This is a genomic window from Bradyrhizobium xenonodulans (genome assembly GCF_027594865.1).
GTDB classification, from domain to species: domain Bacteria; phylum Pseudomonadota; class Alphaproteobacteria; order Rhizobiales; family Xanthobacteraceae; genus Bradyrhizobium; species Bradyrhizobium xenonodulans.
The window spans coordinates 593,997-610,038 of record NZ_CP089391.1; the positions used below are offsets into that span (position 1 = coordinate 593,997).

At 64.5% G+C, this 16,042-nt stretch carries 13 protein-coding genes; 8 read left to right on the plus strand and 5 right to left on the minus strand.

The genetic code is table 11. The features are described from left to right. Positions 1-29 precede the first annotated feature (29 nt). From I3J27_RS02810 to I3J27_RS02820, 3 genes are all read right to left on the minus strand, one after another. Complete coding sequence (locus I3J27_RS02810) at positions 30-440, minus strand: (deoxy)nucleoside triphosphate pyrophosphohydrolase (protein WP_270164964.1); 411 nt, start codon at positions 438-440, stop codon at positions 30-32. Positions 441-451: 11 nt separating this feature from the next. Continuing rightward, positions 452-1,693, minus strand: coding sequence for a bifunctional glutamate N-acetyltransferase/amino-acid acetyltransferase ArgJ (argJ, locus tag I3J27_RS02815; RefSeq protein ID WP_270164966.1), 1,242 nt, complete (start codon positions 1,691-1,693; stop codon positions 452-454). Between the two features lie 130 nt (positions 1,694-1,823). Beyond that, positions 1,824-2,744, minus strand: coding sequence for a peptidylprolyl isomerase (locus I3J27_RS02820; RefSeq protein ID WP_270164967.1), 921 nt, complete (start codon positions 2,742-2,744; stop codon positions 1,824-1,826). A 354-nt stretch (positions 2,745-3,098) separates the two neighbouring features. Here I3J27_RS02820 and secA point away from each other — a divergent pair, with 354 nt between their 5' ends. Further along, on the plus strand, positions 3,099-5,939 hold the full coding sequence (gene secA / locus I3J27_RS02825; protein WP_270164970.1) for a preprotein translocase subunit SecA: 2,841 nt from the start codon (positions 3,099-3,101) through the stop codon (positions 5,937-5,939). A 186-nt stretch (positions 5,940-6,125) separates the two neighbouring features. On the opposite strand, the gene I3J27_RS02830 is transcribed toward secA, so the two are convergent. Then, positions 6,126-6,560, minus strand: coding sequence for a MarR family winged helix-turn-helix transcriptional regulator (locus tag I3J27_RS02830; RefSeq protein ID WP_014490415.1), 435 nt, complete (start codon positions 6,558-6,560; stop codon positions 6,126-6,128). 179 nt (positions 6,561-6,739) lie between these two features. On the opposite strand from I3J27_RS02830, the gene I3J27_RS02835 reads away from it, so the two are divergent. The 7 genes from I3J27_RS02835 (at position 6,740) to I3J27_RS02865 (ending at position 14,299) form a co-directional block, all read left to right on the plus strand. Next, entirely contained in the window at positions 6,740-7,924 is a 1,185-nt protein-coding gene (locus I3J27_RS02835) for a substrate-binding domain-containing protein (protein ID WP_270164977.1), read from the plus strand. 165 nt (positions 7,925-8,089) lie between these two features. Continuing rightward, positions 8,090-9,604 carry an amidase gene (locus I3J27_RS02840; RefSeq protein WP_270164979.1) on the plus strand — a complete coding sequence of 505 codons (1,515 nt, stop codon included), beginning with the start codon at positions 8,090-8,092 and terminating at the stop codon, positions 9,602-9,604. Between the two features lie 96 nt (positions 9,605-9,700). Continuing rightward, on the plus strand, positions 9,701-10,558 hold the full coding sequence (locus I3J27_RS02845; protein ID WP_270164981.1) for a branched-chain amino acid ABC transporter permease: 858 nt from the start codon (positions 9,701-9,703) through the stop codon (positions 10,556-10,558). 4 nt (positions 10,559-10,562) lie between these two features. Next, positions 10,563-11,780: a substrate-binding protein gene (locus I3J27_RS02850; RefSeq protein WP_270164983.1), complete on the plus strand. Its 1,218-nt coding sequence runs from the start codon at positions 10,563-10,565 to the stop codon at positions 11,778-11,780. Between the two features lie 6 nt (positions 11,781-11,786). After that, positions 11,787-12,890: a branched-chain amino acid ABC transporter permease gene (locus tag I3J27_RS02855; RefSeq protein WP_270164985.1), complete on the plus strand. Its 1,104-nt coding sequence runs from the start codon at positions 11,787-11,789 to the stop codon at positions 12,888-12,890. Further along, a complete protein-coding gene (locus I3J27_RS02860) occupies positions 12,880-13,611 on the plus strand; it encodes an ABC transporter ATP-binding protein (RefSeq protein WP_270164987.1) in 732 nt (243 codons plus the stop codon). Before I3J27_RS02855 ends, I3J27_RS02860 begins: the two co-directional genes overlap by 11 nt. Beyond that, a complete protein-coding gene (locus tag I3J27_RS02865; RefSeq protein WP_270164989.1) occupies positions 13,604-14,299 on the plus strand; it encodes a branched-chain amino acid ABC transporter ATP-binding protein in 696 nt (231 codons plus the stop codon). Before I3J27_RS02860 ends, I3J27_RS02865 begins: the two co-directional genes overlap by 8 nt. A gap of 104 nt (positions 14,300-14,403) precedes the next feature. On the opposite strand, the gene I3J27_RS02870 is transcribed toward I3J27_RS02865, so the two are convergent. Continuing rightward, complete coding sequence (locus I3J27_RS02870; RefSeq protein WP_270164991.1) at positions 14,404-15,957, minus strand: L,D-transpeptidase family protein; 1,554 nt, start codon at positions 15,955-15,957, stop codon at positions 14,404-14,406. Positions 15,958-16,042: the final 85 nt, after the last annotated feature.

Consider the following 16,042-nt stretch of genomic DNA (forward strand, 5'->3'; position numbering starts at 1 on the left):
GGCACTTCAGGGTGACGGCGATCTTCCATTCACATCAGCAAATCAATCAAATGCGGGATCAGCGGGATGTCCGCCGGCGGCATCGGGTAGTCGCGCAGCTTGTTGGCGCGGACCCAGGCCAGGGTCTGGCCTTCGCGTGGCGAGACCTGACCCTCCCAGCGCCGGCAGATGTAGAGTGGCATCAACAGGTGAAAGGTCTCGTAGCCGTAGCTCGCGAAGGTGAGTGGTGCGAGGCACGGCTCGGCGACGGTGATGCCGAGCTCTTCGTGGAGCTCGCGGATCAGGCTCTGCTCCGGCCGTTCGCCGGGCTCGAGTTTGCCGCCGGGAAATTCCCAGAGGCCGGCGAGCGTCTTGCCCGGCGGGCGCTGCGCGATCAGGACACGCTTGTCGGCATCGACCAGCGCGCAGGCCACCACCAGTGTCAGTTTGAGATCGGCCATCGGCGTTCGATTTAAGACCTGTAATCCCCGTTAATCGCCACATATTCCTTGGTGAGGTCGCAGGTCAGCACGCGGTCGCGGCCCTTGCCGAGGCCGAGCGAGACCTTGATCGCGATCTCCGGCGCCTTCATCGCTTCCGACACCTGCGCCTCGTCATAGGACGGATCGCGCGCGCCGCTCTTGGCGACGCGGATGCCGTTGAAGGAAATCGAGAGCTTGTCGCGATCGGCCGGCTCGCCGGCCTTGCCGACGGCCATCACCACGCGGCCCCAATTGGCGTCCTCGCCGGCGATTGCGGTCTTGACCAGCGGCGAGTTGGCGATCGACATCGCGATCTTGCGGGCCGACGCCTTGGTCTTGGCGCCCTCGACGGTGATCTCGACCAGTTTTCGCGCGCCTTCACCGTCGCGGGCGACTTGCTCCGAAAGATTGGCCAGGATCTGGTTGAATGCTTTCACGAAGGCCTTCAGGCGCGGGTCGCTGGCGCGGCTGATCTTTGGTGCGCCGTGCTCGGCGGCAGCGCCAGTGGCAAAGGCCAGCAGCGTGTCCGAGGTCGAGGTGTCGCCGTCGATCGTCACCGCGTTGAAAGTGTCCTCGACGCCGGCCTTGAGCAGAGCTTGCAGCGCGGCCGGCGCGATAGGTGCGTCCGTGAAGATGAAGGACAGCATCGTCGCCATGTCGGGCGCGATCATGCCGGCGCCCTTGGCCATGCCGTTGATGGTGACCTTGGCCTTGCCGAGCTTCACGGTCGCGGTTGCGACCTTCGGGAAGGTGTCGGTGGTCATAATCGCCTTGGCAGCAGTGAGGTAATCGCCGGGTTCGGCGGTCTCCGCGAGGCGGCCGAGCACGCCGTCGAACTTGGTCGCGTCCAGCGGCTCGCCGATCACGCCGGTCGAGGCCAGGAAGATCTCGCCCTCGCTGCACCCGACCGCCTTGGCCGCGATCTTCGCGGTCAGTGCGGTGGAACTGCGGCCGGTCTTGCCGGTGAAGGCATTGGCATTGCCGGAATTGACCACCAGCGCGCGCGCCTTGCCGCCCCTCAGTTTCGAACGGCACCATTCCACCGGCGCGGACGGACACTTCGATTTGGTGAAGACGCCGGCGACCGCGGTGCCCTTGTCCATGACCGCCAGCAGCACGTCGGTGCGGTTCTTGTAGCGGATGCCGGCTTCGGCCGTCGCGAGACGGACGCCCGCGATGGTGGGCATGTCGGGAACGTTTTTCGGGGCGAGCGGGGAGACGGAGGAGGACATCGCGGGGCGCCTTGGTGGGATCTGGATATGCAGATGCCCGGCCCCACTTTGCGAAGACGCGCTTCGCGCTTGGGGCCGGGCATCACGAAGGCTTAGATACTCTTCACGTCACCGAAGTGACAGCGAATTCTTACTTCTTCGCAGGCGGCGCCATCTTGCTGTCGGAGGGCTTGGCATCGGTCTTGGCCGCATCGGCCGGCTTGGCGTCGGCCGCCGGCTGGTCCATGCGCTCGACCTTGGCTTCCGCGCGCAGCTTGGCGACGTAGTCGGCCTGGGCCTTGCGGGTGACGTATTGCTCGATCTGCGCCTTGACCTGCTCGAAGTCCGGCGCCTTGCGGCTGCGCTTTTCCTCGACCTTGATGATGTGCCAGCCGAACTGCGACTTCACGGGGTCGGAGATCTTGCCCGGCTCGAGCGCGAAGGCCACGGCCGAGAATTCCGGCACCATCTGCTCCTTGGTGAAGAAGCCGAGGTCGCCGCCATCGGCCGAGCCCGGATCCTTGGACTTCTTCTTGGCAAGCTCGGCGAAATCGGCGCCCTTGTCGAGCTCGGCCTTCACCGCCTTGGCCTCGTCCTCGGTCTCGACCAGGATGTGGCGGGCGCGCACTTCCTGCTCGCCCGTGATCTGCTTGGAGGCCTCCTCATAGACCTTCTTCATCGCGTCGGGAGTGGTGGCGGCCTTGCCCTCGCCCGCGAGCAGGCTGTCCATCAGCAGGCGGTTGCGGGCAAACGCCAGGCGCTTCTTGAACTCCTCGCCGTCGGCGATCTTCTTGTCCTCGGCGGCCTTGCCGACGATCTTCATGTCGATCAGGAAGGACAGGACGTTCTCGTCCTTGGTCGCCGGGTCCATCTGGGCGAGGCTCGGTCCGAGTTCCTCCTCGGCCATGGCGACGTCGCTCTTCTTGATTTCCGCGCCATTGACCTTCGCCAGCACCGGATCGTCGGCAGCCCGGCCGGGACCCGCGATCAGCGCCAGCGCAAGGCAGCCCACGAGGGCGGTGGCGAGGCCGAAGCGCAGGCCGGTTTTGGTTACCGGGAACGAGGTGGTCATGGAAAATCCTTTTGTTGAAGCAGGGGGCTGCTCGAGCGGGGCGGACACTCGCCCAATTCAGGGGGGCTTGGCAACGCGAAAAGTCTGTCAAAATGATGAATTAGCCGCAACGCGGCCGCCGTTGACAAGGCCCTGACCGGGCCATATCTCTGCCCGGTCGCGACCATGGCGATGGCGTTTATTTTGCTGCGTTTTTGGCCGTTGAACCCAGACTTGCCCAATTCCCACCCATATGGCGGATGACCCCCCGCAGTCCGGGCTCTGGCGCCATCAGGCGTCACGGTGAGTTGATAGGCAGGCGGGTGACAACTTCTTGGCTGCAACGCGGTTAAATCGCGAACACAGGAACTAGGCATGATCGGCGCGCTCGCCCGCAAGTTTTTCGGCTCCGCCAACGACCGGCGGGTGAAGGGATATCAGTCCCGCGTCAACGCGATCAACGCGCTGGAGCCGGAGGTCTCGAAACTCTCCGACGAGGCGCTCAAGGCCCGCACCGCCGAATTCAAGAAGCAGCTCGCCGAGGGCAAGACGCTCGACGATCTGCTGGTCCCCGCCTTCGCCACCGTACGCGAGGCCGCCAAGCGCACGCTCGGCCAGCGCCATTTCGACGTCCAGCTGATCGGCGGCATCGTGCTGCACGAGGGCGACATCGCCGAGATGAAGACCGGCGAAGGCAAGACGCTGGTCGCAACGCTCGCGGTCTACCTGAATGCGCTCGCCGGCAAGGGCGTCCACGTCGTCACCGTCAACGACTATCTCGCCCGCCGCGACTCCGGCTGGATGGGCCAGATCTACGGCTTCCTCGGCATGACCACCGGCGTGATCGTCCACGGGCTCGACGATGCCGAGCGCAAGGCCGCCTATGCCTGCGACATCACCTACGGCACCAACAACGAATACGGCTTCGACTACCTGCGCGACAACATGAAGTACCGGCTCGAGGACATGGTCCAGCGGCCGCACTTCTACGCCATCGTCGACGAAGTCGACTCCATCCTGATCGACGAGGCGCGCACGCCGCTGATCATCTCCGGCCCGCTCGACGACCGCTCGGATTTCTACAACACGATCGACGGCTTCCTGCCCAAGCTCGACAAGACCGACTACGAGGTCGACGAGAAGCAGCGCACCGTGACGCTCACCGAAGCCGGCATGGAGAAGATCGAGACGCTGCTGCGCGATGCCGGCCAGCTCAAGGGCGAGTCGCTCTACGACGTCGAGAACGTCTCCGTCGTGCACCACATCAACCAGGCGCTGCGCGCCCACACGCTGTTTACCCGCGACAAGGACTACATCGTCCGCGACGACGAGGTCGTGATCATCGACGAGTTCACCGGGCGCATGATGGCCGGCCGGCGCTATTCGGAAGGCCTGCACCAGGCGCTGGAAGCCAAGGAGCACGTCCAGGTCCAGCCCGAGAACCAGACGCTCGCCTCCATCACCTTCCAGAACTATTTCCGGATGTACGAGAAGCTCGCCGGCATGACCGGCACGGCGCTGACCGAAGCCGACGAACTGTTCGACATCTACAAGCTCGAGGTCGTGGAAATCCCGACCAATCTGGCGGTCGCCCGTCTCGACGAGGACGACGAGGTCTATCGCACCCAGAACGAGAAATACGCCGCGATCCTGGCCGAGATCGAGCGCGCCAATGCGCGGTTGCAGCCGGTGCTGGTCGGCACCGCCTCGATCGAGAAATCGGAAGTGATCGCCGAATATCTGAAGAAGCACGGCTACCGGCAGATCGATTTCGGCAACGAAAATTCGATGCAGAAGCTCTACGCCGCCGCGCGTGCCGGCAAGCCGGCAAAACTGTTCGCGGTGCTGAACGCGCGCTTCCACGAGCAGGAAGCCTATATCGTCGCGGAAGCCGGCGTGCCCGGGGCGATCACGATCGCCACCAACATGGCCGGCCGCGGCACCGACATCAAGCTCGGCGGCTCGCTCGAGATGCGCATCCAGCAGGAGACCGCAGGGATCGAGGACGAGGCCGAGAAGGCCAAGAAGATCGAGCAGATCAAGGCCGACATCGAGCACTTCCGCGACATCGTGCTGAAGGCCGAGGAAGAGGTGGAGATCGAGCCGGCGAAGGGCAGCAAGCCCGCCAAGACCGTGAAGAAGCCCGGCGGCCTCTACATCATGGGCTCCGAGCGCCACGAATCCCGCCGCATCGACAACCAGCTCCGCGGCCGTTCCGGCCGTCAGGGCGACCCCGGCCGCTCGAAATTCTTCCTGTCGCTGGAAGACGATCTGATGCGCATCTTCGGCTCGGACCGTCTCGACAGCATGCTGCAGCGTCTCGGCCTCAAGGAAGGCGAGGCGATCATCCATCCCTGGATCAACAAGGCTCTCGAGAAGGCGCAGCAGAAGGTCGAGGCGCGCAACTTCGACATCCGCAAGAACCTCTTGAAGTTCGACAACGTCCAGAACGACCAGCGCAAGGTGATCTTCGACCAACGCGTCGACCTGATGAAGGACGAGAGCGTCGCCGAGACCATCTCCGACATGCGCCACGCTTTCATCGACGACCTCGTCGCCAAGCACGTGCCCGAGCATGCCTATGCCGAGCAGTGGGATGTCGCCGGCCTGAAGGAAGAGCTGAAGCGCGTGCTCGATCTCGACCTGCCGGTCGATGACTGGGCCAAGGAAGAGGGCATCGCCGACGAGGAGCTGCTCACCCGCATCGAGACCAAGGCCGACGAGCACATGGCGGCCAAGGTCGCGCAATGGGGCCCCGACGTGATGCGTTACGTCGAGAAGACCATTCTGCTGCAGACGCTCGACCATCTCTGGCGCGAGCACCTGATCATGCTCGACCATCTGCGCCAGGTCATCGGCCTGCGCGGTTACGGCCAGCGCGATCCGCTGCAGGAGTACAAGACCGAAGCCTTCAATCTCTTCCAGGAGATGAGCGCGCATCTGCGCGAGGCCGTCACGGCGCAGCTGATGCGCGTCGAGATCGTCCCGCCGGAGCAGGAAGCCCCGGTGCTGCCGCAGATGGAAGCGCACAAGTTCGACCCGAACACCGGCGAGGACGAAATGGCCCTCGCCAGCGTCACGCTCGGCGCGCAGGCCTCCGACGCTGCGCTGCGCGATCCCAAGAACCCGGCCAGCTGGGGCAAGGTCGGCCGCAACGAGGACTGCCCGTGCGGCTCAGGCAAGAAGTACAAGCACTGCCACGGGCGGTATGCGTAAGGCAGTAGCTACGCAGGCGTGAGGCGCGACGCCAGCGCCTCATCCTCCACTATCGTCGCCCGGCTTGACCGGGCGACCCAGTACGCTGCGGCTTCTCGATTCAAGCACGACCGTCTCTGGAATACTGGATCGCCCGATTAAATCGGGCGATGACAGTGAGTGTGTGGGAGCCGCTTCCGTCCCAACTCAATTCGAGCTGTCGATCAAGCTCTCCAGCAGCCGCTTGAGCTCGCTCGTCGACTTGTCGCCGTAGCTCTCCAGGATGTGCTCCTCCTGGTCGACCGCGAGCGAGTTGAGCTTCTTGCACAGCACCTTGCCGCGGTCGGAGATGAACATCAGCACCTTGCGGCGGTCGTTCGGGTCCTGCACGCGATAGACCAGCGTGTCGGAGACCATGCGGTCGATCATCTTGGTCAGCGTCGGATGATTGAGCAGCACCGCGTCCGCGAGTTCGCCCATCGAATGGCCGTCGCCGTCCGAGAGAACTTTCAGGATGCGCCACTGCTCGACGGGAACGCCTTCCTTGCTCAACCGCAGCTCGAGCTGGCGGTTGATCTCCCGGTTGGCTTGCGCGAGCAGGTAAGCGAGGTGTTCGGTGATCGGGGAGTTCGGTTTTGCCACGGCTAAGACTTCGTCTTGACCCAATTGAGTGAATGTCTTGCAATCAATGCTGCATCTATATGCACTTCAATTGTTGAATATTCAATATTTTCAAAATAGGATCATTGCCCAACAAAAGGGCGGAAGCCGCGGCCGCCTGCTCAATGTGCTTTCAGGTCTGGTACCAGACAGGAGTTGGCGTGCGCGCGACGGTAAACTTCCCGGCTCACGGCGGTCCGGCGTTGCCGCCGTCCCTGCTGTTCAGGAATCTGTCGTCATCGGCGGCCGATTTCGACCTGTCTCCGGTTGACGCGCATTTCATGCGGCGCCGCGGCGCGCGCAACAAGCTGCGTATCGGCAACTTCCTCACCTTCACCGGCTCGCCCGGGATCTGGGGCCCGACCTCCACCAACAGCGCGATGCTGGCGATCGCCGAGATCAACAAGCGCGGCGGCATTTTGGGGCGCGAGCTCGAATTGTCGATCTACGATTCCGGCGGCCCGATCGACGATGTGGTGCAGCGCGCCGAGCAGGCGATTGCCTTCGACGAGGTCGACCTCATCATGGGCTCGCATATCAGCGCGGTCCGCGTCGCACTGCGCAAGGTCACCGGCAACCGCATCCCCTACATCTACACGCCGGTCTATGAAGGCGGCGAGCGGACCCCGGGCGTGATGGCGATCGGCGAGACCCCGCGCTGGCAGAGCCGGCCGTCGATCCACTGGCTGGCGGACGTGAAGAAGGCGGCGCGCTGGTACCTGATCGGCAGCGATTACGTCTGGCCGTGGCAGTCGCATCGCGCGGTCAAGCGCTACATCAAGGAGGCCGGCGGCCAGGTCGTCGGCGAGGAGTTCGTTCCCGTCGGCGAGGACAATCACGAGCCGCACCTGGCGCGCATTCGCGCCGCCAAGCCCGACGTCGTGCTGATCTCGCTGATCGGCACCGACAGCATCACCTTCAACCGCGCCTTTGCCGAGGCCGGCCTTGCCACCTCGACGCTGCGGCTGGCGGGCGCGATGGACGAGACCGTGCTGCTCGGCATCGGCGCCGACAACACCGAGAATCTGTTCTGCGCTTCCGGCTATTTCAACTGCATGGTCTCGCGCGCCAATGACGAGTTCCTCGGCGGCTACCAAGCCATGTTCGGCGCCAACGCCCCGCCGGTCGGGTCGGTCGGCCAGTCGAACTACGAGGGCTTGCGCTTCCTCGAGGCCGTGGCCAACCGTGCCGGCTCGCTGGCCATGCGCCCGTTGCTGAAGGCGGCGCGCAACACCGTCTATTCGGCGGGCCGCGGTCCCGTCACCATCCGCGATGGTCGCGCCGAGATGCCGATGTATCTGGCTGAAGCCGACGGTCTCGACTTCAGGCTGGTCAAGACGCTCTGAGCTCGTGTCGTCCCCCGGTCGGGGCGGCTTTGCGAAATAATACTTGAAAAGGAAAATATTTCCGTCTGTAATATCGACGCGAAGCCGGTTGGCCCGCGCTGTGCAGGCGCGACCGAGTGGCTTTTCGTTCAACGCCAGGGATCAAGAAGCCTCAAGGAGAGCGCCGTGACAGTTGCCCTTCCCACGCCCGCCCAACTTCGCAGCGTCGCCGAGCAGTGCGGCCTTTCGCTCACCGACGACGACGTCGCCTCGTTCCGTGGCCTGATGCAGGGCTCGATCGAGGCCTACAATCTCGTCGGCGCGATGCCGGACGAGGTGCCGGAGGTCAAGTACCCGCGCACGCCGGGCTACCGGCCCTCGGCCGAGGAGAACCCGCGCAACGCCTGGTACCGCAAGTCGACCGTGAAGGGCGCTAGCTCCGGCAAGCTGAAGGGCAAGACCGTCGCCCTGAAGGACAACATCATGCTGGCCGGCGTTCCCATGACCAACGGCTCCTCGACGCTGGAAGGTTATGTGCCCGATTTCGACGCCACCATCGTCACGCGCATGCTGGATGCCGGCGCCGAGATCAAGGGCAAGGTGCATTGTGAGCACTTCTGCCTGTCCGGCGGCAGCCACACCGGCTCCTATGGGCCGGTGCATAACCCCCACAAGATGGGTTACTCGGCCGGCGGTTCGTCGTCGGGCTCGGGCGTCGTGGTGGCGCTCGGCGAGGTCGACATGGCGATCGGCGGCGACCAGGGCGGCTCGATTCGCATGCCGTCCTCGTTCTGCGGCATCTACGGCATGAAGCCGACCTGGGGCCTCGTGCCCTACACCGGGATCATGCCGATCGAGATCTACGTCGACCATACCGGTCCGATGACCGCGACGGTCGCCGACAACGCGCTGCTGCTCGAAGTGCTCGCCGGCGATGACGGCTACGATCCCCGCATCAAGGCGCCGAAGGTCGAGGAGTACACCAAGGCGCTCGGCCAGGGCGTCAAGGGCATGAAGATCGGCATCCTCAACGAAGGTTTCGAGCAGCCGACCGCAGAGGCCGCGGTGAATGAAAGCGTGCGCGAGGCCGCAAAGCGCTTCAAGGACCTGGGCGCCACCGTCGAGACGGTCTCGGTCCCGATGCATCTCCTGGGCGGCGCGATCTGGACCCCGATCGGCACCGAAGGCCTGACCCAGACCATGATGTTCGGCGACGGCTACGGCCTGTCCCGCGGCGATCTCTATTCGACCTCGCTGATGGATTTTCATCGCGGCTGGCGCCGGCAGGCCGACTCGCTGTCCGAGACCACGAAATTGTTCATGATGCTCGGCACCTACATTAACAACAATTTCGGCCCACGCTTCTACGGCAAGGCACTCAACATCTCGCGTCGCCTGTCCGCGGCCTACGACAAGGCGTTCGGGGATTACGACCTGCTGCTGATGCCGACCACACCGATGAAGGCGACCAAGCTGCCGGAGCCCACTGCCAGCCGCGAGGATTATGTCGCCCGGGCGCTGGAGATGATCTCCAACACCGCGCCGTTCGACATCACCCACCATCCCGCGATGTCGCTGCCCTGCGGCATGGTCGACGGCCTGCCGGTCGGCCTGATGCTGGTCGGCCGCATGTTCGAGGAATCCACCATCTACCGCGCCGCGCACGCCTTCGAGCAGATCGGCGACTGGAAGAAGATGTGAGCGAGGTATTGATGCAGACGAGCGGACCAAAGCGTTTTCGAGCGAAGTGGATGCCGGTTCGCGTCAAGACAACGCGTCAGAACAAGAATCCACCGCATGGCTAACGCGTTCGTCGCGGCGTTCGAGATCCTGAGCTTCGGCGCGATCATCGTCCTGATCGTGCTGGGGCTCGGGATCATCGCCAGCATGATGGGCATCTTCAACTTCGCGCAGGGCGAGTTCGTCCTGCTCGGGGCCTACATCACCTATCTCGCCCACGCCAAGGGCCTGCCGATCTGGGCCGGCATGGTCGCGGCCCCCTTCGTGGTCGGCGCCCTCGGCTTCGTGCTGGAGGCGCTGATCATACGTCGCTTCTACGCCGCGCCGATCGTCGCCATGCTCGGCACTTACGCGCTCGGCCTGATCATCCGCGAAGCCGTCCGCGGCCTGATCGGCGGCTTCTATCTCACCGTGCCCGAGCCGATCGGCGGCTCGATCGACATCGGCGCCATGCACATCTCGGCTTGGCGCTTCACCATCATCGTCATCACGCTGCTGGTGATGGCGGGCTGCTATCTCCTGCTGTCGCGCACCAGCTTTGGCCTGCGCATGCGTGCCACGCTGGAAAACCCGTCGCTGGCACGCGCCTCGGGCATTTCCACGCCCTTGATGTACGGCGCCACCTTCGCGTTCGGCTCCGCGCTCGCCGGCCTTGCCGGTGCGCTGATCGTGCCGGTGTTCAGCCTCTACGCCGATCTCGGCCTGCGCTTCCTGATCCAGGGCTTCGTCGCGGTGATGGTCGGTGGCGTCGGCTCGTTCATCGGGCCGGTCGCTGGCGCCGGTGTCATCGGCACGCTCAGCGCCGCGCTGCCATGGGTGATGGCGCCCGTCGTCGCCGACGTCCTCGTCTTCGTGCTCGCCATTGTCTTCATCAAATTCCGCCCGCAGGGCCTCATCGCTGGAAAAGGGGTTTAGTTACATGTTCGATCGTACGCAGCTTTCACGCCGCCGCTTCCTGTCCAATCTGGCGTTCACCACCGGCGCGGTCGCGACCGGTGTCGGCAGCTGGGTGATCCCGGCGCCCTGGGCCAATGCGGCCGAAGGCCCGATCAAGGTCGGCATCGCGACCGACCTCACCGGTCCGATCGCTTACGCCGGTAACGCCGACGCCAATGTCGCCAAGATGGTGATCAAGGAGATCAACACCGCCGGCGGTCTGCTCGGCCGACCGCTCGAGCTCTACATCGAGGATACCGCGTCGAACGAATCCGTCGCCGTCGGCAACGTGCGCAAGCTGATCCAGCGCGACAAGGTCGACATGGTGCTCGGCGGCATCACTTCGTCGATGCGCAATGCGATCAAGGATCCGATCGTGGCGCGCGGCAAGACGCTCTACATCTATCCGCAGCTCTACGAGGGCAAGGAATGCACGCCCTATCTGTTCTGCACCGGCCCGACGCCGGCGCAACAATGCGACGAATTCATTCCCTGGCTGATCAAGAACGGCGGCAAGAAGTTCGCGCTGCCCAGCGCCAACTATGTCTGGCCGCACACGCTCAACGTCTATGCCCGCAAGGTGATCGAGGCGAACGGCGGCGAAGTCGTGTTCGAGGAATACTATCCGCTCGACCAGGTCGACTTCTCCGCGACCGTCAACCGCATCATTTCCAACAAGGTCGACGTCGTCTTCAACACCGTCATTCCGCCGGGCGTCGGTCCGTTCTTCAAGCAGCTCTATGAAGCTGGCTTCCTCAAGAACGGCGGGCGCCTCGCCTGCGTCTACTATGACGAGAACACGCTCAACATCAATCAGGCCGCCGAGATCGAGGGCCTCGCGAGCTGCCTCGATTACTTCAAGGTGCTGACCAAGGAGAACTCGTTCGACGCCAAGATCCAGGCGGCCTACGAGAAGGACTTTCCGGGCAACTTCCTGTTCGCCGCCGGCAGCGCCGCGACCGGCACCTATCGCGGTCTCAAGCTGTGGGAAGCCGCCGTCAAGGAAGCCGGCAAGATCGATCGCGAGTCGGTGGCAGCAAGCCTCGATCATGCCAAGATCGCCGAAGGTCCGGGCGGGCCCGCCGAGATGGTGCCGGGCAAGCGGCACTGCAAGATGAAGATGTACACCGCGGTCGCCAAGGGCGGGAACTACGAGATCGTCGGACGCAGCGACGGCCTCGTCGATCCCAAGGAATGCTGAGGCGGAATGCCGAAGTCCATGAGTGTGGTAAGAGAGGCCATCGTCGCCGACGCCGGCGATGAAGTGGACGGTGCGATGGCCGAACGCGCAACGGCGAAGCAAGCTGCGGCCGGACGAAAGATCCTGCCGATCGTGGAGGGCGTCGTGCTGGTCGCGGCGCTGCTCGCGCCGCTGGTGCTGCAGGACTATCTCACGGTGTTCGCGACGCGTGTGATCATCCTCGCGCTGTTCGCGCTGTCGTTCGACCTGGTCTGGGGCTATGCCGGCATCATGAGCTTCGGCCAGGCCCTGTTCTTCGGCTCGGCCGGCTATGGCGTCGCGCTGCTCGCGCGCGACCTCGACATCACCAACATCTTGCTGGTGCTGCCGGCGGGCACCATCATCGGCCTCACCTTCGCGCTGCTGCTCGGCGGCTTCCTGCTGCTGGGACGGCATCCCTCCAGCGTGATCTTCGTCTCGCTCGGCACGCTGACCGGCTCCTACGCCGCCGATCGTCTCGCGCGCGGCTGGTACTATCTCGGCGGCCAGAACGGCATCCCCTCGATCGCGCCGATGTCGCTCGGCGGTTACGAGTTCACGGAAGGGCCGGCCTTCTATTATCTCGTGCTCGGCATCCTCGTCGTCGTCTACCTGCTCTGCCGCTTCCTGGTGCGCTCGCAGTTCGGCTTGGCGCTGGCCGGCCTGCGCGAGAACGAGCAGCGCATCGCCTTCTTCGGCTACAAGGCGCAGCATCTCAAGGCGATCATCTTTGCGATCGGCGGCGCCATCGCCGGCCTTGCCGGTAGCCTCTATGCCTTCCACGAAGGTTTCGTCTGGCCCAACATGGTCGGCGTCGTGGTCTCGACCCAGGTGGTGCTTTACGTTCTGTTCGGCGGCTCCGGCACGCTGATCGGCGCCGTCATCGGCACCGTGATCGTCGAGGGCGTCAGCTTCTGGCTCTCGGACAATTATCGCGACATCTGGCCGATCATCCTCGGCTTGCTGCTCCTCCTCGTGATCCTGTTCCGGCCGCTCGGCCTGATCAGTTTCGTGCTCGGCGAGCGCGAGCGGGTCGGCAGCTTCGGTGCCAAGCTCAACGCGAACGTCAAGGAGAAGCGCAATGCTCCTTGAAGCCGCGGGCATCTCGAAAATATTCGGCAAGCTCACCGCGCTCGACGGCGCCGCGCTGACCGTCGGCGAGAACGAGTTTCACGGCCTGATCGGCCCGAACGGATCCGGCAAGAGCACGCTGATGAAGTGCATCGCCGGCGCCGAAGTGCCGACGCAAGGAAAGGTGTCCTTCATCAACACCGACATCACCGCGTTCACACCGACCGAGCGCGCCCGCGCCGGCATGAGCCTGAAATTCCAGATCACCAGCGTGTTGCCGACGCTGACGCTCTACGACAACATCCTGCTCGCGTTGCAGGCGCAGTCCTCGCTGTTCGACCTCGTATTCTCGCGCACCCGCGGCGCGCTGCACGACCAGGTCATGACCATGCTGACGCAGTTCCGTCTCGCCGATCGCGCCTTCGATGCCGCGGCTGCGCTGTCGCACGGCCAGCAGCAATGGCTGGAGATCGCGATGGCGCTCGCCGGTAAGCCAAAGCTGTTGCTGCTGGATGAGCCGACTGGCGGCATGAGCCTGGAGGAGCGCCGCGTCACTGGCGAATTGCTCCAGCCGATCAAGAAGCATTGCTCGCTCGTCATCGTCGAGCACGATCTCGATTTCATCCGCGACATCTGCGATCGCCTCACTGTGCTCGACCAGGGCAAGGTGCTGGCGTCCGGCACGGTGTCCGAGATCCAGGCCAACAAAGCCGTTCAGGAGATCTATCTGCGCCGTGCCTGAATTTTTGGACATCAAGCATCTCGACGCCGGCTATGGCCGCAGCCAGGTCCTGTTCGACGTCACCCTCGGCATCCCCTGGCGCGGAGGCGTCGCCGTGCTCGGCCGCAACGGTGCCGGCAAGACCACGCTGATGAAGACCATCGTCGGCGAATTGCCGGCGTGGAAGGGCGAGGTCGCCTTCGACGGCCGCGACATCAGCCGCCGCGCGACCCAGGAGCGCGTGCGCGCCGGCATCGGCTACGTCCCACAGGAGCATTCGGTGTTCGCGCGCCTGTCGGTGCGCGACAATCTCGCCGTCGGCTCGCTCGCAAGCAGGAAGGCCGACGCAGTCGACCACGTGCTGACCATCTTCCCAAAGCTCGGCCAGCGCCTCGACCAGCCCGCCGGCACGCTCTCCGGCGGCGAGCGCAAGATGCTCGCCATCGGCCGCGCCATGCTGGGTGATCCGAAGCTACTGCTGCTGGACGAACCGACCGAAGGCGTCTGGATCGGCGTGATCGAGGAGATCACCGAGCGCCTGATCGAGCTCGCGAAGAGCATCGCCGTCATCATCGTCGAGCAGCATCTCGACCTGGCACTGCGCGTTGCGGATTACGCCTACGTGCTGGACCGCGGACGAGTCGCCCTGCAGGGGCAGGCGGGCGATGTGAGGGGCAATCCGGAGTTGATGCGGTATCTGGCGCCGTAGGGGCGTTGCTCTCTTTGTGAGTGGGGGGAACGCCCTCACCACCATCTAACTGTCATGCCCAGCGATGACAGTTGAGTGTGAGGCGAGGACGAAATTCGCTGCGGTTACTTCACAGCCCCAAAGCGGCTCTCGAACGAGTTCGACGATACTACGGGAGCCGCTCCCATCATTTGCGCCGCTTCACCCGCGCCATCGCTCACCGACGGCTTCAACGCCGGGCGCGTGGCAGCAAGGCGGGTGTCGGGCTTCGCCGGCTCGGCGGGCTTGGCAGCAGCCACAGCCGGCTTCGGCGCATCCTTCGCTGCATCCTTGGACTTGTCGTGGCCCGGCACGAAGCGGGTCACTGCGGCCTTCAGCCTCGACGCTGCGGTGGGCGGCGTCGTGGACGTGGCGGCCGGAGCGACGGACGCTGTGGCCTGCGGCGGAGGCGTGGTCGCCGAGGTGTCGGCGGTGCCCATGCCCATCTTGCGGCCGAGGTTCGAGAAGAAGCCGCCGCCTTGAGATTTCTCGGCAGGCTGAGCTGCGGCGACGCGGGTGTTGGCGGCGGGTGCGCCGACGGCGACGACGGGTTCTTCCTGCGGCGCAGTCGCGACCGCGTCGAGATTGGGCTTGGGCGGATTGACGTGTCCGGGGATCGTGCCCGGCGCCTTCGACATCGCCAGCATCTGAAGCGTGGTGCCTTCGGCGCCCTCGGACAGGCCGGTCGAGCCTTCGGGAATCTTCGCGGCAAAAATCTTGTTCATGCCGCCGTCGATGCCGGTGTTCATGCGCGCCATCGGCGTGCCCTTGGCGACGAGCTTGGCATAGGCAGCCTCGTCCTGCTGCTGCTTCTCGCGCACGGCGCTCGCGATCTCCTCGGGGATCACATAGGCCGGACACTTTGCAGAGGCGTCGAACACCGGATCGCGCTTGGCGTCCGCCGGCTTCGCGGCGTCGAACACGTATTTCTTCTCGCAGAAATCGACCTTCGGCTCCTGCCGCGTCACCTCGAAATGATCATAGCCTTCCTTGATCATCTTCCAGAAGGCCATGTTCGGATTGTTCCGGTGCTTGGCCATGTTCACCGGCGTCATCTTGAACGGATAGGCTTGGAGCTGGAACGCCTTCTGGCCGCCGAAGAACGACTCGCGGCCGAGCGAATAGATCTCCGCGATCTGCTCGTCCGTCATGGCGTAACAGCCGCGCGAGGAGCAGTCGCCATGCACCATCAGCTGCGAGCCGCTGCGGCCCAGCGCCTTGTCGAACGCGTTCGGATAGCCGGTGTTGAAGGAGAGGTAATAGGCCGATTGCGGATTCATCTGGCCCGGATTGATCGAGTAGAATCCTTCCGGCGCCTGGCGGTCGCCTTCGCGCACCTTGGGGCCGAGATCGCCGGACCAGCGGCAGATCGGATAGGTCTTGAGCAGCGCGAACTGGCCGTTGCGGGTCTGCTTCCAGACCTCGAGTTCGGCCTCCTGCTTGAACAGGCGGACCAGGATCGGCGATTGCAGATCCATGTTCTTCTCGACCATCGCGGCGAGAAGCTTTGGCGGCACCGGCTGGTTGGCCTTGGCGTTGGTCGCGAGCGAAACCTGGTCGGTGTCGCAGCCGGCCAGCACAATGCTGGCGGCGAGCGCCACCGAAGCCAAAAGCGCGCGAGCAAGCGAACGAGAAATCAAGATGGACCCCACACCGTGCCGGGCAGAGAGCGCGAACCCCAATCTCGAAGCATGATCTGACCGAAAGATCCGGACCCGCCGTGAC